Genomic DNA, 21,322 nt, shown 5'->3' with positions numbered 1-21,322 from the left:
AGCTTAACCCAAAAACTTGGGCCATTGGTTATACCCCTTTTCAGGATTATTCGCTTCATATTGCACGATAAGCTTTGCTTCAATGCGGTTAACTTCTTCGATGCTTTCAGATTCAAAAAGAATTTCTTTAGTAATTGTAAAGTGCTTTCTTTGCTCTTCTGAAAAATCCATTTTGACTAGTGCATCATTGACGCTACCAAAGTATGTCAGGCTATTTGTGAGATCTTTACCAATATAGATCTTCCCATTTGGATAGGTAATTTTATAAATAACCTTTTTTGTAACTACAGGGCTTATTTCAACCATCTCGCGATATCCATCGCATAATAAGTCAACACCCCATCCGCCCCGGCGCGCTTAAATCCCAACATCGCTTCCAGCACACAGGCTTTTTCATCCAGCCAGCCATTTTGTGCTGCGGCTTTGAGCATGGCATATTCACCACTCACATGATAGGCATAGGTGGGCACACCGAACTCGTCTTTGACACGACGCACAATATCCAGATACGGCATCCCAGGCTTAACCATCACCATATCGGCGCCTTCTTCCAGATCCAGCGCGACTTCTTTGAGCGCTTCATCTGAATTGGCAGGATCCATCTGGTAATTGTATTTATTGCTTTTACCAAGGTTCCCAGCTGAGCCAACCGCATCGCGGAAAGGGCCATAAAACGCGGAGGCATATTTGGCAGAGTAAGCGAGTATGCGGGTGTAGATGTAGCCATTTTCTTCCAGCGCATCGCGAATCGCGCCTATGCGACCATCCATCATATCCGAAGGGGCGACGACATCTGCGCCTGCTTCTGCGTGGCATAAGGCCTGCTTGACCAGCACCTCAACGGTTTCGTCATTGAGTACATAGCCGGTATTGTCGATCAGGCCATCTTGGCCGTGCGTGGTATAAGGATCGAGCGCGACATCGGTGATCACTCCCAGTTCCGGGAAGGCTTTTTTCAACGCGCGTACGGTACGTGGCACCAGGCCTTCTGCGTTGTATGCTTCTTTAGCATCCAGGCTCTTGAATTCCTGCGGGACCACCGGGAACAACGCTAAGGCAGGAATACCGAGTTTCATGCATTCTTCAGCCGTTTTCAGCAAAATATCCAGGCTCTGGCGTTGTACGCCCGGCATGGATTTTACATCTTCTACCTTGCCTTCACCTTCGAGCACAAACACCGGGTAAATCAGGTCATTAGTTGTCAGTACATTCTCACGCATCAAGCGGCGTGAAAATTCGTCTTTACGCATGCGGCGTGGTCGAATGGCTAAAAACTGGTTACTCATCACATCCTCAACTTTGTTCAATAGGGGCGGTAGCGTGCTACTTACTGCCGGTTGACCGCAATCAGGCAAAGACCTTGGCCAGCTCGGCACCCGGGTTGTCCTGGCGCATAAAGGCTTCACCCACCAGGAAGGTATGCACGGCATGGTCGCGCATCAGTTTCACGTCATCTGCTGTGAAGATGCCGCTTTCGGTGACCACAATTTTATCGCCGGAGATTTTTTCCAGCAGTCCGAGCGTGGTATCCAGCGTGACTTCAAACGTACGCAGGTTGCGGTTATTAATGCCTAGTAATGGCGTGGTCAGCTGAATAGCTTGCGTCAGCTCTTCACCATTGTGTACTTCGACCAGCACCGCCATGCCCAGGCTATGCGCCACGGCTTCCAGTTGCTGCATTTGTGCGAGGGTAAGCGCCGCCGCAATCAGCAAAATACAATCCGCACCCATGGCGCGCGCTTCGTAGACCTGATATGGGTCTATCATAAAATCTTTGCGCAACACTGGCAGGCTACAGGCCGCACGGGCTTGTTTCAGGTAGTCTGCCGAACCCTGGAAATACTGTTCATCAGTGAGCACGGACAAACATGCAGCACCGCCTTGCTCGTAACTGGCCGCAATGTCGGCTGGCCTGAAATCGGCACGGATCACGCCTTTGGAAGGACTGGCCTTTTTGATCTCGGCAATCACGGCCGCGTTGCCTGCGTTGATTTTGCTGCGAATCGCGCCGACAAAATCACGTGTGGGTGCTTGTTGCGCCGCGAGCGCTTGCACCTCGGCCAATGGCAATCTTGCTTGTGCCGCAGCGATTTCCTCAGCTTTGGTTGCCAGGATTTTATTTAAAATATCACTCATAAGTTTGTCCGTTTACTTTAATCCAACCGCCTTGTTTTCCATTCGGGTCATGATGTGTCCAGTGCATGATGCCGCCCTTGGGGTTGTAGATATATTCGCCTCTAAATGCTATCTGGTCACCCAGGTTTAAATCTGCGCGTGGCGCAAGGTCAATATTGTGTGCAAACAGTAGGGTTTGCTCAGGCGACACACTGACCAGAAACCGCTGGTGTCGGTCGCCCTTGTTATCGTCTGGCAACAGTTTTTTTACGATGCCGCTGCCCTCTAGCCACAAATGACTCTGCTTTTGCGCAAAGGCCTGTTTGAGTGCCGCATTGTCTTCCTTTGCCAACCCGGAAGAAAGTGGTTGCAGATTCAGCGCCTGAACCTGCGATTTCACTTCTACAGTGGACTGTGGCTGATTGCTTACACCCTGCGGCTGAGTTTGCTGGCAGGCGGCCAGCACACTAAACAGCGCAATTAGTGCATAGCGCTTCATGCGGCCTGGCTTAATGCTTTCAGTTGCTGCAATTTATTCAACGCCGCACCTGAGTCAATCGATTGTGCTGCTTGTGCAATGCCAGACGGCAAGTCATTTGCCAGTCCAGAAACATAAATCGCAGCACCGGCATTCAGCAATACAATATCTCTTGCTGGGCCTTTTTCGCCAGAGAGCAAACCCAGGATAATCTCGCTGGAATGCTGTGCACTTTCAACGCGTATGCTGTTGATGTCGTGCAAAGGCATGCCAAACTGGGTTGGATTCAAGGTGTATTCAGTGATATGTCCGTCTTTTAGTTCTGCCACATACGTATCCGCAGAAAACGAAATTTCGTCCATTTCATCGGCACTATGCACCACCATCACGTGTTCGCTACCGAGTGTTTGCAAGGTTTGCGCCAGCAATGGCACTAAATCACGATGAAACACGCCCATCACCTGGCGTTTGGCGCCGGCCGGATTGGTCATCGGGCCCAGCAGGTTAAACATGGTGCGTACACCCAGTTCGCGGCGCACGGGTGCTGCGTATTTCATGGCGGCATGGTGATTAGGCGCGAACATAAAACCGATACCGGCCTCATTGACGCAACGCACCACTTGCTCAGGCGTTAACACGATATTGACGCCCAACGCCTCCAGCACATCGGCAGAGCCGCTTTTTGAAGAAGCTGCGCGACCACCATGCTTGGCGATTTTTGCACCTGCGCCCGCGGCGACAAAGGCTGACGCGGTGGAGACGTTAAATACCTTGTTCGGCGCACCGCCGGTGCCACAGGTATCAATCAGGTAGCGGGTATCGGTGATCTCTACCTTGCTGGAAAGCTCGCGCATCACCTGCGCAGCGGCGGCAATTTCGGTGACGGTTTCGCCCTTGACGCGCAAGGCCGACAAAAAGCCGGCAATCTGGATCTGCGTGAATTCCCCGCTCATGATCTGCTGCATGATTTCCAGCATTTCCTCATGCGTGAAATCAGTATGGTCAATCAGGCGCTGTAAGGCGATTTTAGGCGTGATGGCCATCAATAGCCTTTCAGGAAGTTGTCCAGCAGCTCATGCCCATATTCAGTCAAGATAGACTCGGGGTGAAACTGTACGCCTTCCACGGCCAGTGTTTTATGCTTGACGCCCATGATCTCGCCATCTTCAGTCCAGGCCGTAATCTCCAGACAATCCGGGATGGTTTCACGCTCGATGACCAGGGAGTGGTACCGCGTCGCGGTGTAAGGGTTAGGCAGATTTCTGAACACGCCGGTATTGGTATGGTGAATCAATGACGTTTTACCATGCATCAGCGTTTTCGCCTTGATGATATTGCCACCAAACGCCTGGCCTATGCTCTGGTGACCCAGACACACCCCGAGTAAAGGAATCTTGCCAGCAAACTCATGAATCAAAGGCACGGAGATTCCGGCTTCGTTGGGTGTACACGGTCCGGGAGAAATCACGATTTTTTCCGGCGCCATCGCTTTGATCTGCTCTAGCGTGATTTCGTCATTGCGGTGCACATGTACATCTTGCCCGAGCTCGCCAAAATACTGCACGAGGTTATAGGTAAAAGAGTCGTAGTTATCAATCATCAACAACATATCAGGCTCCTTTTCCTGCATGGGTTTGAACATTCGCGGCCTGGCTATCCAAGCCTGCCTGCACCAGTTCCGCGGCGCGGATCACGGCTTTGGCCTTGTTTTGGGTTTCTTCCCATTCGCTTTGCGGCACCGAGTCGGCCACAATGCCGGCGCCCGCCTGCACATAGAGTTTTTTGTCTTTAATCACGGCGGTACGAATCGCAATCGCCACATCCATATCGCCATTAAAGCCTAAATAGCCGACGGCCCCTGCATAAATGCCACGTTTGGAAGGCTCCAGTTCTTCGATAATTTCCATGGCGCGTACTTTAGGCGCTCCAGACACAGTCCCGGCAGGGAAAGTCGCTTTGAGCACATCAATCGCATCCAAGCCTGGCTTGAGCTGACCTTCAACGTTGCTGACAATATGCATCACGTGCGAGTAGCGCTCAATAGTCATATTGTCAGTGACTTTAACCGTACCAGTCAGTGCGACGCGGCCCACATCATTGCGGCCCAGATCCATCAGTTGCACGTGCTCGGCACGCTCTTTCGGGTCAGCCAGCAACTCCGCTTCCAGCGCCAGGTCATGGTCGCGGTTTTTACCACGTGGACGCGTACCGGCAATTGGCCGTGAAGTCACGGTGGTCTCTTCCAGGCGCACCAGAATCTCTGGCGAGGCGCCGACCACATGATGGTCATCCATATCGTAATAGAACATATATGGGGAGGGGTTGAGACTACGCAAGGCGCGGTACAAGCTCAATGGTGACGCGTCAAACTCTTGGGACATCCGCTGACTCATTACCACCTGCATGATGTCGCCTTCTAAAATATATTGCTGTGCTTTTTTGACAGCTGCTTTGAAGTTATCCTCACCAAACTCAGACACCGCCTGTGTTTTATGGGTGGCTAATGCGGCAGGAATGTCAACCTGAGTGCGTAATCTAGCCAATAAATCATGCATACGGGCACAAGCCGTTTCGTAGGCATCTGCCTTTGCGGGGTCTGCATACACAATAAAATAGAGCTTGCCCGAGAGGTTATCTACCACGGCAATCTCTTCAGACACCATCAGCAGGATATCGGGTACACCTATCGCGTCAGGTTTTTTCTGTTTGCCGAGACGTTTTTCGATGTATTGAATGGTCTCGTAGCCAAAATAACCGGCCAGGCCGCCGGTAAAGCGCGGCAAACCATCATAAGGCGGTGTTTTAAAGCGCGCCTGGTACGCCTTGATAAAGTCCAGCGGGTTTTGATCGGAATGTGATTCTATGACCTGATGATTCTGAATCACCTGTAATTGCTGGTCACGCACCACAATGCGGGTGGTGGCTGGCAAGCCGATAATCGAATAACGGCCAAAACGTTCACCGCCTTGTACGCTTTCGAGCAGGTAGGAATAAGGTTTATTGGCCAGTTTGAGATACAGTGATAAGGGTGTATCCAGATCGGCAAAGGTTTCTAGCACCAGCGGGATACGGTTGTAACCTTGCGCCGCTAGCGCGTCGAATTCGGTCTTGCTTAATGTGCTTAACATGATGCTTTTTTCCAGTTTGATTCGTAGAGTGCCGTGCAAACAATCACAGCAGTTCGGTGCAAATGGCGCGCACCTGCGCGTGTGGCAGGACTAGCCCCGCCACGAACGACGCCAGCTTAATACTGGCCAACTGGAAGAATGATGAGCACAAAACATCATGATAATAAGGTCTGTTTTTTTATGATCCCTGCTTTAAGAGAGCAGGTAACTCCAGCAAATCCACCACATCTGTGAGTTGCTGTATGGTGGCATCCACCATCGCGGCATCAATTGCGCGACCCTGATTATACCCATAAGGCACGGTCACGACAAAGCATCCGGCAGCATGCGCGGCCTGAATGTCGGTCTCAGAATCGCCAACGAGCATGGCTTCAGCTGGCAAGGCACCTAGCTTTTGGCAAATATGCAACAACGGCAAGGGGTCAGGTTTCTTTTTTGGCAAACTGTCGCCAGAAATAATGAGCTCAAAAAAATCAGCCAAACCGGCTTGTTGTAGCAAAGGCAAGGTGAATTTTTCGGGTTTATTGGTCACGCACGCCAGGTGATAGCCCTGTTTCTTCAGCTGCTGCAAGGCAGGGACAACCCCTGCGAATGGCTGGCTTTGCGTGGCGTTGGCGGTGTAAAAGTCATGATACAGCGGCTGCGCCTGCGCAAAAAAATCAGCGTCTGGCTCCACCTGCACACTCCCGGTAAGGCAGCGCTTGATCAGGTTTTGCACGCCTTCACCAATATAAGTGGCGATTTGTGCTTGTGGCAACATCGGCTTGCCCAAAGCCACCAACATACGGTTGGCAGCTTCGGCAATTTGCGGTGCGGTATCAAGCAGGGTGCCGTCCAGATCGAACATCACGACTTTGACTTGAAACCGCATCACTTAAACCTCAAAAAAACAACATAGCCTAAACGAGGCAAGGCGCGCGCAAAAAAGCAGGACGCAGCCTAGAAGTAGTAGGTAAGTCCTGATTTTTTAAGCAGCAACGAAGCATCGTGACGGATTATGTTGTTTTTAAACAGTGGCTAAAGACGCACGCATTGCCGCCACAACTGTGTCGTAACGGTTAGGGTCGGTGTCTTTAGGTGAGCCAAAAATCGCGCTACCTGCAACGAAGGTATCAGCCCCGGCTTTGGCGATCTCTGCGATGTTGTTGGCGTTGACACCACCGTCTACTTCCAGCCAGATTTGACGGCCGGTTTTTTCGTAGTAGGCATCAATGCGGGCACGCGCTTGCTTCAGTTTGTCCAGGGTCGCTGGAATGAATTTTTGGCCACCAAAGCCTGGGTTCACGGACATCAGTAAAATCATGTCCACTTTATCCATCACGTAATCCAGGTAATGCAACGGTGTGGCTGGGTTAAATACCAGGCCAGACTTACAACCGCTGTCACGAATCAACGCCAGGCTACGGTCAATGTGGTCAGAGGCTTCCGGGTGGAATGTGATGATGTCAGCTCCCGCTTTGGCAAAGTCAGGAATGATGCGGTCTACTGGTTTGACCATCAGGTGCACATCAATCAGGGCGCCTACATTGTGTGACAGATCACGAATCGCATCACAGACCAATGGGCCAATGGTCAGGTTAGGGACGTAATGGTTATCCATGACGTCAAAGTGAACGATGTCTGTGCCAGATTTAATGACGTTTTCGATTTCCTGGCCTAGTTTGGCAAAGTTGGCAGAAAGAATACTTGGGGCAATGCGAAAAGTTTTGTCCATGCTGGTGTTCCGTCTCTTGAGTTCCGTGAATGAATCTAATAAAAATTTAGCAAAACCAATATTTTAACGTCATTTTATGTCAAATTAACAGGATTCTTGCTTGTGGCGCGTGAATATAAGAAAATGTCGGCACTTTAGATATGGATTTCCATCCAAACGCCCATGAACTGCTTGCAAGCGCCGATTTGTTTATCTTTTGACCCTGTCCCACAGGTAAAATAGCGCCATGCAGCTGTATACCATTGGTGTTAACCACACCACCGCCCCCATCGCCATCCGCGAGAATGTTGCGTTTAACAACGAAACTTTGCCGCATGCGCTGGCAGATCTGGCACGTCACAACGTGGCAGAGGTGGCGATCTTGTCCACCTGCAACCGTACCGAAATTTATGTGCAATCCATCCGGCCAGAAGTCGTGATTGACTGGTTAGCGGCTTATCATCGCCTCGAAGCCGACAAACTCCTGCCCTACACTTACACCTTGAGCAGCCACGAAGCAGTCAAGCACGCCTTCCGCGTCGCTAGCGGGCTGGATAGTATGGTGCTGGGCGAGGCGCAAATTCTGGGGCAGTTCAAGCAATCCGTCAAAATTGCACAGGACACCGGTACGTTGGGCACCATGTTACACAAATTGTTCCAGCGTACATTCGAAGTCGCCAAAGAAGTGCGTACCAACACCGATATTGGTGGCAGTTCGATTTCCATGGCCGCCGCCGCAGTCAAACTGGCACAGCGTATTTTTGGTGACTTAAGTAGCCAAAGCGTGCTGTTCATTGGTGCCGGTGAAATGATAGAGCTGTGCGCCGACCACTTTGCTGCACAAAAACCCAAAAAAATCACGGTTGCCAACCGCACGCTGGAGCGCGGTGAGCAACTGGCAGACAAAATCCGCGGCCAGGGTCTGAATGTGCAAGCCATTTTGCTCAACGATCTGCCCGAACGCTTTCACGAATTTGATATCGTTATCACCAGCACCGCCAGCCAGTTGCCGATTGTCGGCCTGGGCATGGTAGAGCGTGCGATCAAGGCGCGCAAGCATAGGCCGATGTTTATGGTTGACCTCGCCGTGCCGCGCGATATCGAGCCTGAAGTTTCGGCGCTGGATGATGTGTTTTTGTATACCGTAGACGATTTGGCGCAAGTGGTATCAGAAGGCTTAGGCAACCGCCAGGAAGCTGCTGTGAACGCCGAGTTGATTGTCAATTCGCGCGTTGAACATTTTATGCAGTGGCTCAAGCAACGCGAAGCCGTGCCTACGATTAAAGCATTGCGCGACCAGGTGGACGCCGTGCGCAAGGCCGAGCTGGAAAAAGCGCTCAAACTGTTACAAAAAGGTGAGCCGCCGGAAAAAGCATTAGAAGCCTTGAGCAATGCGCTCACCAATAAATTTTTACACGGCCCCAGCCATGCGCTGAATAATAGCCACGGCGATGCCCATGCGCATATGGAGCATCTCGTAAAACAACTCTTTCAAATCAAAGAATAAGGTTCAAGGTGAGCACCCGGCTCAATCATTGAATATTAGGTAACGGATACTATGAAACCAAGCATGTTGCAAAAGCTCGCTAACCTGAGCGAGCGCCTTGAAGAGCTCAACCGCCTGCTCAGTAGCGAAGGCGTGACCGACAATATGGACAACTACCGTAAGATCATGCAGGAACATACGGAAATCACACCTATTGTTGAGCAGTACCATGTATATGTGCAGACCGAGGCCGATCTCAAAGAGGCGCACAACATGCTCTCTGACCCGGAGATGAAGGAGTTTGCGCAGGAAGAAATCGAGAACGGCAAAAGACGTCTTGAAGAGGTTGAACTCGCGTTGCAGAAGCTCTTGCTGCCCAAAGACCCCAACGACGACAAAAATATTTTCCTCGAAATCCGCGCCGGCACCGGTGGCGATGAATCTGGTTTGTTTGCCGGCGACCTGTTCCGCATGTATTCGCGTTTTGCCGACCGCCAGGGCTGGAAGGTAGAAGTGGTCTCGGCCAACGAAGGTGAAGTCGGTGGCTACAAAGAAATTATTGCCAAAATCATCGGCTACGGTGCGTATTCAAAACTCAAATTCGAGTCCGGTGGTCACCGTGTGCAACGCGTCCCCGATACTGAAACACAAGGCCGCATCCACACTTCAGCCTGTACCGTCGCGATTTTGCCAGAAGTGGAAGAGGTGGGTGATGTAGAAATCAACCCGGCCGATATCCGTATCGACACCTTCCGCGCCTCTGGTGCAGGTGGTCAGCACATCAACAAAACCGATTCTGCGGTGCGGATTACCCACGCCCCCACCGGCATCGTGGTGGAATGTCAGGATGGCCGCAGCCAGCACGCCAACAAAGCACAAGCCATGCAGGTACTGGCAGCACGCATCAAAGCCAAGCAAGTCGATGAACAACAAAGCAAAATCGCCTCCGAACGCCGCAACCTGATTGGTTCGGGTGACCGCTCAGAGCGCATCCGCACCTACAACTACCCGCAAGGCCGCATTACCGATCACCGCATCAACCTGACGCTGTATAAAATTGAAGCAATTACCGAAGGCGATATGGATGAGCTGATTAATGCGCTGGCAACTGAATATCAGGCGGATTTGCTGGCGAGTTTAGGTGAAGAAGGTTAGCGCACTGTGCATGCCTTCCGGACGCCTGTTGCGCCTAGCAGCATCCAGAAAGACAATCCAATCAAGTTTTTGCTGGATGCCGAAGCCATTGATTGCCTGGCACATAATATCGCGTTAGTGCATTCCCACTTTGATCCGCAAGTATTCAAAACCTTGGCAATCACCAACATTGCGGCGTTAGGGATTATGGACCGTTCGGCACACATTGCCGCGGCTTTAAAGGCGACATTGCCAGCCAAATTCTCAGATGCCACTGATATCCTACTCAATACGCTAACTCCGCCCAATGTGCATACCGAACGCCTCGGGCTGAGTGTGTTTTTTTATCTGCCCCATACCCGCTTTGTCGCGGAATACGGACGTGACCCACAACATAATGGCGGCGAAGATCCCTTTGATGTGGCGATGCGTGCACAGTATGAATTGACGCGCCGCTTTACTGCCGAGTTTTCCATTCGTCCGTTTTTAATACATGATTTTGAGCGCACCTTGAATCAACTGACCTTGTGGCTTGATGATCCTGACCCGCATGTGCGCCGTTTGTGTACAGAAGGTTGCCGCCCACGGCTGCCTTGGGGTGCTCGCATTCCCCAGCTGATTAAAGACCCCAGGCCGACGCTGCCAATCCTCGAGGCACTGAAAAATGACCCCAGCCTGTATGTGCGCCGCAGTGTTGCCAATCATCTGGGTGATATTGCTAAAGACCATCCGGAATTGGCGTTTGAGCTATGTGAGCGCTGGCTCACAAATGCTGACAAAGACCTGAAATGGGTGATCCGCCATGCCGTGCGTCATCCGGCCAAACAGGGTCATGCTACTGCGATTGCCTTACGTAAAGCAGCAGGGGGCAGATAGTGCCGAAGACCGTGCAACAATGGTTGCAATCAGCACGGCAACAACTGGCTCAGTTTGTGCCGCCTGATGAAGCGACGATCGAAGCTCAGTTACTGTTGATGCATGTGCTCAATGTGAATCGCGCCTGGCTGATTGCGCATGCCACTGACCTGCTGGAAGCCGTTGCGGCCAACAATTTTGAAAAGCTGGTTCAGCGCCGCCTGCAAGGGGAGCCTGTTGCGCATATCTTAGGCTCTCGGGAGTTTTTTGGACTGACACTCAAAGTCACACCGGATACGCTGATTCCCCGCCCGGATACCGAAACGCTGGTAGAAGCCGCGCTGGAAAAAATCAATCGGCCTATGCGTATTCTGGATTTGGGCACTGGGACCGGTGCCATCGCCCTGGCGATTGCCAGACATGCTCCGCAATGTGAGGTCATTGCCGTGGATGCGTCAGTTGCTGCACTTGCCGTTGCCAAAGAAAATGCAGCAGCATTCCAACTCGGCAACCTGCAATGCGTAGCCAGCAATTGGTTCGCGGCCCTGCCTGAACGCAAATTTGACCTCATCGTCAGCAACCCGCCTTATATCGAAGACAATGACCCACACTTGCAACAAGGCGATTTGCGTTTCGAACCTTTATCAGCCCTGGCATCCGGTGCTGATGGTCTGCAAGATATCCGCCAGATCATTGCACAGGCACCCGCCTACTTAAATGAAGGGGGCTGGTTGATGCTGGAGCATGGTTACAACCAGGCGCCAGCAGTCCAAAAAATATTGAACGCACATGGTTTTCAAGACATCCAAACCATCAAGGATCTGGGCGACAATCCTCGCGTCACTCTTGGACAAATAGACAGTACCAACCCAGTATGATTTTTGCTTGAGTAAAGATAAGTTAGTCTCAAGTATCATTTTCTGGAAAACACATTATGCAATCTATTCCACATATCAAAGCCGTTTTATTTGACCTGGATGGCGTGCTCTACATCGGCAAACAGCTGATTCCCGGCGCATTGTCCGCTGTGGCACAGTTGCGCAAAGCAGGGATTGCCGTGCGCTTTGTCACCAATACCAGTACACTTTCCCTAAACTCACTCCAGCAAAAGCTGAACGACCTCGGCTTCAATACGGTGCCCGAAGAAATCATGAGTGCACCACAAGCGACCATCCAGTATTTAAAAAAGCAACCCAATCCGGTTTGCAAACTATTGCTGGCAGAGGACGTTAAAAAGGACTTTGCCTGCTTTGACCAGTCTGCAACCGCAGCCAATTATGTGGTGATTGGTGATATCGGTGACCAGTGGTCTTATGAATTATTGAATGAAGTATTTCATTGCCTGGTGAATGGTGCCCAGTTAATCGCTATTCATAAAAACCGTTTCTGGCAAACTGAAACTGGCTTGCAAATGGATATTGGTGCCTTTGTGACCGGCCTGGAATATGCCAGCAACACCCAGGCCATGCTCATGGGTAAACCTTCCCGCCATTTTTTCAATCAGGTGGTGGATACATTACGGATGAAGCCTTCTGATATCGTGATGGTGGGTGACGATATTGATGCCGATGTGGGTGGCGCGCAGGATGCTGGACTGCATGGCATTCTGGTAAAAACCGGCAAGTATCGCGAAACCTATACCCGGCTTTCATCAGTTGAACCGGATGCAATTATCCAATCCGTCGCAGATCTTCCTGCATTGCTGGGTTGTTTATCGATTCAGGCCCATTAAACGCAACGTCGCCTGTCTCGCCGTTTCGGCATGCTGCATAGTATAATCGCGGCATGTCTGAATCGAATTCTGTTGGTATCGTTAAAGCGCAAGTTGCGCACTTCACCCAGCCGCTCACCCTCAAAAGCGGCGCTGTGTTGCCACAATACCATCTTGCTTATGAAACCTATGGTGAACTCAACGCGGCCAAAACCAACGCTGTGTTGATTTGTCACGCCTTGTCTGGCAACCATCATGTCGCAGGCCGCTATTCGCCGGAAGATAAATATCCTGGCTGGTGGGATAACCTTGTCGGCCCGGGTAAGCCACTGGATACCAACAAGTTTTTTGTGATTGGCCTCAACAATCTGGGCGGCTGTCACGGTAGTAGTGGTCCCTCCAGCGTAAATCCACTGACGGACCGGCCTTACAGTGCCACATTCCCGGTCGTGACGGTAGAGGACTGGGTGGAATCTCAGGCGCGCCTGCTGGATTACCTTGGCATTGACCAGCTTGCAGCCGTGATTGGCGGCAGTTTGGGCGGGATGCAAGCGCTGCACTGGAATATTGTCTACCCCGAGCGTGTGCGACATGCCTTTGTGATTGCCTCGGCGCCCAACCTGACCGCACAGAACATGGCGTTTAACGAAGTGGCACGCCAAGCGATTATCACCGACCCCGAGTTTTTTGACGGCGATTATTACAATCATGGCACCGTCCCCCGCCGCGGCTTGCGTATTGCACGCATGCTGGGGCATATCACCTATTTGTCGGATGACGCCATGGGTGAAAAATTTGGCCGTAAATTGCGCCATGGCGATGTGAAATACAGCTTTGATGTCGAATTTGAAATGGAATCTTACTTGCGCTATCAGGGCGACAAGTTTGCCGGGGAGTTTGATGCCAACACCTATTTGCGCATGACGCGCGCACTGGACTATTTTGACCCGGCCCTCGATTATGACGGCGATTTAAGCAAAGCACTGAGTCGTGCCAAGGCAAAGTTTGTCGTCATCTCGTTTACCACTGACTGGCGCTTTTCGCCTGCCCGCTCACGCGAAATTGTGCAAGCCTTGCTGGATAATGCCTTGCCCGTCAAATATGCCGAGGTGACTTCTGCCCATGGCCATGACGCCTTCTTGATGCCGGATGCGCATTACCACGCCATCATGCGCGCCTACCTGGAGCAAATCAAAGTATGACGAATGCAAATATTACCAATATTCGCCCAGACTTTGCATTAATTACAAACTGGGTGCAAACAAAAGCCAAGGTGCTGGATCTCGGTTGTGGCGATGGCACACTACTCACGCATTTGCATGAAACCCTGCGCACCACCGGTTATGGCATCGAAAAAGATGATGGTAACTGGCTGGCAGCCTTAAAAAACGGGGTGGATGTGATTCAAATGAACCTCGAAGAAGGCCTGTCCGGCTTTGAAGACCAGTCATTCGACACGGTAATCTTGTCGCAGACTTTGCAGGCCATGCACAATACTGAGAGCATCGTGCACGAAATGCTGCGAGTTGGCCGCGAAATCATCGTGACTTTCCCCAATTTTGGCTATTGGCGCAACCGCCTGCAAATCACGCTGGGGAATATGCCGGTCTCCAAAAGCCTGCCATATCAATGGTATGACACGCCCAATGTGCATTTATGCACCATCCACGACTTTGACCACTTCTGCCGCCAGCACAACATTCAAGTCATCGAACGTAAAGTGATTACCGATGGCCAGGATATTCATTTCTTGCCTAACTTGCTGGGCAACCTGGCAATGTACCGCTTAAAACGCGCCGCCTGATCCCTATAAGAGACCAAAAGGGTGCCTCTAAGAAAGATTGAGCGCTTTCAGGCGCCGGTAAAGGGTATTTCGGCTTAACCCCAGCTGACGGGAAACGGCAGAAATATTGCCGCCATGCTGCAGCATGGCCTGCCGGATGGCTTCATCGTTTTGGGCTTTCAAGTTGCCGGCTGCTAACGCTGGTCGTGCAGAACCCGCGGGCGTAGAAGGTGCGCTGATGGGGTCCATTTCATCCAGAAAGTCCTGCATCAAATGCTGGCGGCCAATCTCGCCGCCATCTGCCAAGGCCACGGCCGTGCGCAACACATTATGCAACTGGCGTACATTGCCTGGCCAAGGATGCGCATTAAACAATGCCATGACCTCATCACTTAAGCTGGCTTGTGGCGCCTGTTCGATTTGCAGAATCACCTGAATCAGCCTTGCCATATCCAAGCGTTCGCGTAGCGCAGGTAATTGCACACTCAAACCATTGATGCGGTAATACAAATCACTGCGAAACTCGCCTGCAGCCACCTTGTCTTTTAACTTCTGGTTCGTCGCACTGAGCAGCATAAAGTTGACCGGAATCGCCTTGCTGCCGCCCAATGGCGTCACGCTGCGCTCTTGCAGCACGCGTAACAAGCGCGCTTGTAACGACAAGGGCATGTCGCCAATCTCATCCAAGAACAAGGTGCCGCCATCCGCCTGCTGAATCTTACCAATATTGCCTTTGCGTTTCGCCCCGGTGTACGCGCCCTCCTCATAGCCAAACAGTTCGGCTTCAATCAGCCCTTCTGGCAAAGCCGCACAGTTGACGGCAATAAACGGCTTGTTGCGGCGCGCACTGGCGTCGTGAATGGCACGTGAAAATAATTCTTTACCGGCGCCGGTCTCGCCGAGAATCAGCACTGGAATGTCTTTATCCAGCACTTGTTTGACCTGGGTGATGGCCAATTTAAATTGGGGGTCACCACTATCGAGCAGCTCCAGGCTGGCCGCAGATTCGCGTGGCGTCATCGCCACTGGCTTTTTGGCGATAGTGGCTGGCTGGCTGGCCGATGCACGCGCAAATAAACGCGCGCCATTACGCAGATGCAAGGGAAACAGGACATCAGCATTTAAACCGCGCTGCTTGAACGAGGCCCATGACTCGTCAAAAATGTCTTCAAAGGCAATCTGGCGCGCAGACAGGCTATCCTGGTCCAGCGGCAAGCCAAACTGGAATTGGCCACTGCGGTTAATGGTCTGCAATTGACCCGCCGCATCAAACAAGGCAACCCCTTCCCACAAAGTGCCAATAAACTCTGGTCGCACATGAAAGTGCACCCCGATCTCACCTTCTGCCGTGGCATGGAACAGCCGGTTTTCTACCATTTGTGCTGCCATTTTCACCAAGGCCAAAGTATGTTGCTGCGGTGCATTCAGGTCATTGGACACATCGAGCGTTGCCACTAAATGATTATTAGCAGCAAAGATAGGCACAGCGGAACAACTGAGTGAATGGTGGTAAGCCATGAAATGCTCAGTGCCTTGCACACTGATAGGCAAACGTTCTACCAGCGCGGTCCCAATCGCATTGGTGCCGCGATGCTCCTCGCTCCATGAAGCCCCAGGCAATAAGGATGCCCTAACCTGGTTTTCATCCACGCCTTCACCCATGGTGCGCAAAATCACGCCTTCGTTATCGGTCAAAATCACCAGGCTGCGCGTATGGGCAATTTGCTCACTCAAGGTGATCATTTCCGGCTCGGCATGGGTGAGCAACAGGCGGTTTTTCTCCAGGCGCTGCGCCAGCTCTTGCGCGGTGATCACTTGGTCTTCAGCTGTTGCCTGTTCATCCACACCCTTGACCATGCAACGCCGCCATGAGCGGGCAATCGCCTCGGCAATGGCGCGTTGATCGTCACGCAAACCCAATGTTGGCTGAGTTGTGGATGAAGGGGAATACTTGTTGGGCATGGAAAACTGAACACCTGTCACATCGGATTGAACAACTGTACCAGTATGACACAGTCGTGAACAGCGCAGGCAATCTTGCGCGCACTCTCGGACAGTTGGCATATCTGAATAACTCACTGATTTTAATATATTTTTTAAAAATTTCCAAAAAAATGTTGCGCTTGGCACACGCATTGCAATGAGTGATCAAGCCGTTACAAAAGAAGCGTTTGTTACCGGCGTGTTAAACAATTCATCCAGCTTCAAAGCAACCATTTTGGAGGTTATTTATGCAACAACGTATCAAGCTTGCCATCAGCGCATTACTGTTAGGCAGCATTAGCACCAGCGCATGGGCAAATGCCGAACTGGACGCTTTAATGAAAGACGACAACCAGTGGGCAACGCAGCGTAAAGACTACGCGAATCAGGGCTACAGCCGCCTGTCGCAGATCAAAAAAAGCAATGTTAAGCAAATGAAATTAGCCTGGTCTTTTGCCACTGGCGTGAACCGTGGTCACGAAGGTGCGCCTCTGGTGATCGGCAATACCATGTATATCCATACCGCATTTCCTAACAATGTATATGCGCTGGACTTGAACGATGACCAGAAAATTCTGTGGTCTTATTTCCCTAAACAGAGCCCGGATGTGCAATCTGTGATGTGTTGCGACAACGTGAACAAAGGCTTGGGCTACGGTGACGGCAAGATTCTGCTGCAACAGAATAATGGCGTACTGGTCGCGCTGGACGCAAAAACAGGCGCCAAAGCTTGGGAAGTGACGGTGAACGATCCAAGAACCGGCGCGGCCAACACCAACGCTCCGCACGTGTTTAAAGACAAAGTGATCACTGGCTGTTCAGGCGGTGAATTTGGTGTGCGTTGCCACATCAGTGCTTACAACATCAAGGATGGTAGTCTGATCTGGAAAGCCTACAGTACCGGCCCGGACAACGAAGTCATGATCGGACCAGATTTCAACAAAGAAAACCCGCACTACAATGCACTGTCACTGTATGAAGATGTGAATGGCGGCAACAAAATGGGTGGCTCTTTTAAAAATCTGGATAAAGCGCAATTGAAATATCCAGAAGCTAACCTGGGGGTACGCACCTGGCTGAAACCACAACAGCAAAAAGACGGCTGGCAAAATGGCGGCGGCCCAACATGGGGTTGGTACTCTTATGATCCCAAACTGAACCTGATGTACTACGGTACCGGCAACCCAGGCACCTGGAACCCGGACGTGCGTCCTGGTGATAACAAATGGTCAATGACCATTTTTGCACGCGATCTTGATACCGGCATGGCACGCTGGGGCTACCAGATGACCCCGCATGACGAGTGGGATTATGACGGCATGAACGAGATCATCTTGTGGGAAGCCAACGGCAAGCAATTAGCTTCACACTTTGACCGTAACGGGTTTGGTTATACTTTCGACCGCACTAACGGCACCTTGCTGGTCGCTGAAAAAATGCACCCATTCGTTAACTGGGCAACCAAGATTGACTTGAAAACAGGTATCCCGGTGAAGGATCCCAAATACTCCACGCACCAGGATTACAACGCCAAAGGGGTTTGTCCTTCTGCCCTGGGTGTGAAAGATGAGCAGCCAGCAGCTTATTCCCCAAAAAACAAAACCTTCTACGTGCCTTTGAACCATGTGTGTATGACTTACGAACCAGTGGAGTCTAAATACGTGGCTGGTCAACCGTGGGTAGGCGCAACCCTGACTATGTTTGCTGGTCCGGATGGCGTGATGGGTGGCTTTATGGCCTGGGATGGTTTGAAAGGCAAAGCCCAGTGGTACAACAAAGAGAAATTCTCTGCCTGGGGTGGTGCATTGGTGACCGCTTCTGATCTGGTGTTCTACGGCACACTGGACCGTTGGGTAAAAGCACTGGATGCCAAAACTGGTAAAGAGTTGTGGAAGTTCCAGGTCGGTTCTGGCGTGGTTGGCAACATGATCACTTATGGCCACAAAGGCAAGCAATACGTGGGTGTATTGTCAGGTATTGGTGGTTGGGCTGCAGTGGCCATGAACCTCGGCTTGACTAACGACACTGATGGCTTGGGTGCGGCTGGTGGTTACAAGGAACTGACTAAATACAATGCGGCTCCTGGTGGTGGCGCAATGAATGTATTCAGTTTGTAAGGAAGGAACCCAGATGCAATTATTCAATAAAACCTTGCTGGCAACGGCATTGTTAGCGGCAACAGCGTCAGCCATCGCCGGTAGCGGCGCTGAAGCTCTGGCACAAAAAAGCGGTTGTTTACTGTGCCACGGCGTAGACAAAAAAGTACTGGGCCCAGCCTATAAAGAAGTGGCCGCCAAGTACAAAGGCGATAAATCTGCTGAAGCCAAGCTTATCCAGAAAGTAAAAGCTGGCGGTGCGGGCGTATGGGGTGATATGCCCATGCCACCTAACAGTCCACAGGTAAAGGATGAGGATATTAAGACCCTTGTCCAGTGGGTGTTGAGTTTGTAGTTCGCCTGTGAAATATGGCGTCAGTGGGCTGTTCCGCATGACCAAGGACTGATCCGCTGGCGCCAGATTTCCAAAGTTTTACCATTGATCTCCGAGTGTGCCAACCCGCAAGGGTTGGCTTTTTTTTGTTCGCATATTAGCCGCCTTGTAAAAGCGTTTACAATGCGGGCATGACTCTCTCGCAAACCCTGTTTACACGCCGCATGCTGATGTGCGTGGCATTTGGCTTCAGTTCCGGCCTCCCCTTATATCTTTTGTTGCAACTCCTGCCCGCCTGGTTGCGTAGCGAAGGCCTAAACCTCAAAACCATTGCTGCGTTTGCCTTCATGCAGTTGCCCTACACCTGGAAGTTTTTATGGTCACCGCTGATGGATCGCTACACCTTGTTAGAACGTTTGGGCAGACGGCGCAGCTGGATATTAGCCACGCAAATGGCGCTGTTCGCCAGCATTGTCGGTTTGGGTATGTGCCAGCCTCAACTGAATATCGCCATGGTTGCGCTACTTGCCACCCTGGTCGCCTTGTTCTCTGCTAGCCAGGATATTGTCATTGATGCATACCGCCGCGAAACACTCAGCGATGAAGAGTTGGGATTAGGTAACAGTCTGTATGTCAACGCCTACCGCATCGCAGGCCTGGTGCCTGGGTCACTGGCCTTGATCCTGGCCGACCATCTGGCTTGGTCACAGGTGTTTCTGGTCGTGGGTTTGTTTATGCTGCCTGGCATAGGATTTACGCTCTGGGCGCAAGAGCCCGTGATTGTCAGCGCCCCCAAAACCTTGCTGGCCTCGGTCGTAGAGCCTTTCAAAGAATTCATACATCGCAGCGGCTGGCAGCATGCGCTATGGGTGTTACTGTTTATCCTGCTCTACAAACTGGGCGACAGCATGGCCACCGCACTCGCCACTCCGTTTTATATCGACATGGGCTTTAGCAAAACCGACATCGGTGCGATCGCCAAAGGCAGCGGTCTTGTCATGCAAATTGCGGGCGCCTTTGTTGGTGGCCTATGGATGCTAAAACTGGGCATCAACCGTGGTTTATGGGTATTTGGCGTGGTACAAGCTTTATCCATCCTCGGCTTCGCCTGGCTGGCAACGAGTGGTCCATTTACCGAGATTGGCGCGGCTGAACGTGGCATGCTGGCGATTGTGATCGGTTTTGAAGCCTTTGGTGTCGGCCTGGGGACGGCCGCTTATGTGGCCTACATGGCACGTGAAACCAACCCGGCCTATACTGCCACCCAACTTGCATTGTTTACCAGCCTGTCAGCCGTCCCGCGTTCAGTCTTCAATGCACTCACGGGCGGCATGGTGGAAGCTTTGGGATGGCAGCAGTTTTTTTATGTGTGTACTTTGCTGGCGATTCCAGGGATGTTGCTGTTGTTTAAGGTGGCGCCTTGGCGGGATCGGTAGTTAAGGCGCTCAGACTTTTGGATGGGTTAATAATAAAGATCAGGAAGGTAGCTTTGGCGTCACTGCAGTTTACTTGGGCGCAAACGTAAACGCATCACTGTAAAACTCTTCTTCCGGTAACCCTTGCTTCACAAATGTCTCTTTAGCAATCTCCACCATGCCCGGTGCACCACAGACGTAAGCTTCAAACCCACTCAAGTCTGCATGATCTTCAAGCACCGCCTGATGCACCAGGCCACGGCGGCCATCCCAACCATCTTCTTCATTACCATCTGAGATCACAGGAATATATTGGATGTTAGGCACAAACTGTGTCCAGCGCTGGCACAGCTCATCCATATACAAATCACTGATCTGGCGCGCTCCGCGGTAGAGGTAGACTGGTCGTTGAATCTGGTTAAAAATCATGTGTTCTATCATGCCTTTCACTGGCGCAAAACCGGTCCCGCCAGCAACCATGATGATGGGTTTGTCATTTTGCTCGCGCAGGAAAAAACTGCCCAGAGGGGCTTCAATGCGAAGAATGGTTTTTAAAGGCATCTCGTTAAACACCTGTTCGGTTAAATGCCCACCGGCAATTTTGCGGATATGCAACTCAAGAAAGCCTTTTTCATGTGGGGCATTGGCGATGGAGAACGCGCGGCGGCGGCCATCTTTGAGCAGGAATTCAATATATTGCCCGGCCATGAAAGTGAGTTGCTCGGTGGCGGGTAATTGCAGGTGCAATACCATGACGTCATCGCCAAGCTGTTCTTTGTGCTGTACACGCACGGGCAGGATGCGGGGCTTGATGCCTTGCACCATGTCTATCTGGCGGCATTCTATGACTAGGTCTTCGAGCGGTCTGGCACAGCAAAACAACGCCATGCCTGCGGCGAGTTCATCGTCTGTTAAGGCATTGCCCTGGTAATCATCGTGCATGACCTTTCCAGTGAGTACTTTGCCCTTGCAGGCACCACAGGCGCCATTGCGACAGCCGTAGGGCATATTGATGCCTGCTTCAATCGCTGCCTCCAGCACGGTTTGGCTCGGACGTACATCAAACGTATGGCCGCTGTTTTCAATCAATACGTGATTCATGATTTTTGTG

Annotated in this window: 21 protein-coding genes; 10 read left to right on the top strand and 11 right to left on the bottom strand. The window is 51.5% G+C overall.

All coding sequences use genetic code 11. The features are described from left to right. Window positions 1-3: 3 nt before the first annotated feature. From ACJ67_RS14235 to rpe, 9 genes are all read right to left on the bottom strand, one after another. On the bottom strand, window positions 4-306 hold the full coding sequence (locus ACJ67_RS14235; protein ID WP_049639634.1) for a GIY-YIG nuclease family protein: 303 nt from the start codon (window positions 304-306) through the stop codon (window positions 4-6). Next, window positions 294-1,286 carry a porphobilinogen synthase gene (gene hemB, locus ACJ67_RS14230; RefSeq protein WP_049639633.1) on the bottom strand — a complete coding sequence of 331 codons (993 nt, stop codon included), beginning with the start codon at window positions 1,284-1,286 and terminating at the stop codon, window positions 294-296. Before hemB ends, ACJ67_RS14235 begins: the two co-directional genes overlap by 13 nt. 61 nt (window positions 1,287-1,347) lie before the next feature. Beyond that, complete coding sequence (trpC, locus tag ACJ67_RS14225; protein WP_049639632.1) at window positions 1,348-2,136, bottom strand: indole-3-glycerol phosphate synthase TrpC; 789 nt, start codon at window positions 2,134-2,136, stop codon at window positions 1,348-1,350. After that, the gene (locus ACJ67_RS14220) at window positions 2,129-2,614 is read right to left on the bottom strand and encodes a DUF3465 domain-containing protein (RefSeq protein WP_049639631.1); all 486 of its coding nucleotides are present in this window, start codon (window positions 2,612-2,614) and stop codon (window positions 2,129-2,131) included. Before ACJ67_RS14220 ends, trpC begins: the two co-directional genes overlap by 8 nt. Continuing rightward, the gene (gene trpD / locus ACJ67_RS14215) at window positions 2,611-3,636 is read right to left on the bottom strand and encodes an anthranilate phosphoribosyltransferase (RefSeq protein WP_197080633.1); all 1,026 of its coding nucleotides are present in this window, start codon (window positions 3,634-3,636) and stop codon (window positions 2,611-2,613) included. The genes ACJ67_RS14220 and trpD overlap by 4 nt, the downstream gene beginning before the upstream one ends. Beyond that, window positions 3,636-4,202 carry an aminodeoxychorismate/anthranilate synthase component II gene (locus tag ACJ67_RS14210; protein WP_026295541.1) on the bottom strand — a complete coding sequence of 189 codons (567 nt, stop codon included), beginning with the start codon at window positions 4,200-4,202 and terminating at the stop codon, window positions 3,636-3,638. The genes trpD and ACJ67_RS14210 overlap by 1 nt, the downstream gene beginning before the upstream one ends. Window position 4,203: 1 nt before the next feature. After that, on the bottom strand, window positions 4,204-5,721 hold the full coding sequence (gene trpE, locus ACJ67_RS14205; RefSeq protein WP_049639629.1) for an anthranilate synthase component I: 1,518 nt from the start codon (window positions 5,719-5,721) through the stop codon (window positions 4,204-4,206). 178 nt (window positions 5,722-5,899) lie between these two features. Continuing rightward, window positions 5,900-6,592: a phosphoglycolate phosphatase gene (locus ACJ67_RS14200; RefSeq protein ID WP_049639628.1), complete on the bottom strand. Its 693-nt coding sequence runs from the start codon at window positions 6,590-6,592 to the stop codon at window positions 5,900-5,902. 135 nt (window positions 6,593-6,727) lie between these two features. Next, window positions 6,728-7,435: a ribulose-phosphate 3-epimerase gene (gene rpe, locus ACJ67_RS14195; protein WP_049639627.1), complete on the bottom strand. Its 708-nt coding sequence runs from the start codon at window positions 7,433-7,435 to the stop codon at window positions 6,728-6,730. A gap of 226 nt (window positions 7,436-7,661) precedes the next feature. Here rpe and hemA point away from each other — a divergent pair, with 226 nt between their 5' ends. The 7 genes from hemA to metW are packed head-to-tail and all read left to right on the top strand — an operon-like array spanning window position 7,662 to window position 14,404. Continuing rightward, window positions 7,662-8,921 carry a glutamyl-tRNA reductase gene (hemA, locus tag ACJ67_RS14190; protein ID WP_049639626.1) on the top strand — a complete coding sequence of 420 codons (1,260 nt, stop codon included), beginning with the start codon at window positions 7,662-7,664 and terminating at the stop codon, window positions 8,919-8,921. A 51-nt stretch (window positions 8,922-8,972) separates the two neighbouring features. Next, complete coding sequence (prfA, locus tag ACJ67_RS14185) at window positions 8,973-10,055, top strand: peptide chain release factor 1 (RefSeq protein WP_049639625.1); 1,083 nt, start codon at window positions 8,973-8,975, stop codon at window positions 10,053-10,055. A 6-nt stretch (window positions 10,056-10,061) separates the two neighbouring features. After that, window positions 10,062-10,910, top strand: coding sequence for a DNA alkylation repair protein (locus ACJ67_RS14180; RefSeq protein ID WP_049639624.1), 849 nt, complete (start codon window positions 10,062-10,064; stop codon window positions 10,908-10,910). After that, a complete protein-coding gene (gene prmC / locus ACJ67_RS14175; protein WP_049639623.1) occupies window positions 10,910-11,767 on the top strand; it encodes a peptide chain release factor N(5)-glutamine methyltransferase in 858 nt (285 codons plus the stop codon). Before ACJ67_RS14180 ends, prmC begins: the two co-directional genes overlap by 1 nt. 56 nt (window positions 11,768-11,823) lie before the next feature. Then, on the top strand, window positions 11,824-12,621 hold the full coding sequence (locus ACJ67_RS14170; protein WP_049639622.1) for a TIGR01458 family HAD-type hydrolase: 798 nt from the start codon (window positions 11,824-11,826) through the stop codon (window positions 12,619-12,621). 53 nt (window positions 12,622-12,674) lie between these two features. After that, window positions 12,675-13,802: a homoserine O-acetyltransferase gene (locus ACJ67_RS14165; RefSeq protein ID WP_049639621.1), complete on the top strand. Its 1,128-nt coding sequence runs from the start codon at window positions 12,675-12,677 to the stop codon at window positions 13,800-13,802. Then, entirely contained in the window at window positions 13,799-14,404 is a 606-nt protein-coding gene (gene metW / locus ACJ67_RS14160; RefSeq protein WP_049639620.1) for a methionine biosynthesis protein MetW, read from the top strand. Before ACJ67_RS14165 ends, metW begins: the two co-directional genes overlap by 4 nt. A gap of 27 nt (window positions 14,405-14,431) precedes the next feature. On the opposite strand, the gene ACJ67_RS14155 is transcribed toward metW, so the two are convergent. Continuing rightward, window positions 14,432-16,345, bottom strand: a complete 1,914-nt coding sequence (locus ACJ67_RS14155; protein WP_049639619.1) for a sigma-54-dependent Fis family transcriptional regulator — start codon at window positions 16,343-16,345, stop codon at window positions 14,432-14,434. Window positions 16,346-16,614: 269 nt separating this feature from the next. Here ACJ67_RS14155 and ACJ67_RS14150 point away from each other — a divergent pair, with 269 nt between their 5' ends. The 3 genes from ACJ67_RS14150 to ACJ67_RS14140 all read left to right on the top strand — a co-directional run bounded on the left by ACJ67_RS14150 (window position 16,615) and on the right by ACJ67_RS14140 (window position 20,232). Continuing rightward, complete coding sequence (locus tag ACJ67_RS14150) at window positions 16,615-18,483, top strand: methanol/ethanol family PQQ-dependent dehydrogenase (protein ID WP_049639618.1); 1,869 nt, start codon at window positions 16,615-16,617, stop codon at window positions 18,481-18,483. A gap of 13 nt (window positions 18,484-18,496) precedes the next feature. Beyond that, window positions 18,497-18,817, top strand: coding sequence for a c-type cytochrome (locus tag ACJ67_RS14145; RefSeq protein WP_049639617.1), 321 nt, complete (start codon window positions 18,497-18,499; stop codon window positions 18,815-18,817). Between the two features lie 170 nt (window positions 18,818-18,987). Next, complete coding sequence (locus tag ACJ67_RS14140) at window positions 18,988-20,232, top strand: AmpG family muropeptide MFS transporter (RefSeq protein WP_049639616.1); 1,245 nt, start codon at window positions 18,988-18,990, stop codon at window positions 20,230-20,232. 69 nt (window positions 20,233-20,301) lie between these two features. Here ACJ67_RS14140 and ACJ67_RS14135 read toward each other — a convergent pair whose 3' ends face one another. After that, entirely contained in the window at window positions 20,302-21,312 is a 1,011-nt protein-coding gene (locus ACJ67_RS14135; RefSeq protein ID WP_049639615.1) for a CDP-6-deoxy-delta-3,4-glucoseen reductase, read from the bottom strand. Window positions 21,313-21,322: the final 10 nt, after the last annotated feature.

Source organism: Methylophilus sp. TWE2, from assembly GCF_001183865.1.
In the GTDB taxonomy this organism is placed as follows: Bacteria; Pseudomonadota; Gammaproteobacteria; order Burkholderiales; family Methylophilaceae; genus Methylophilus.
This window is presented reverse-complemented; position numbering and strand designations above follow the sequence as displayed.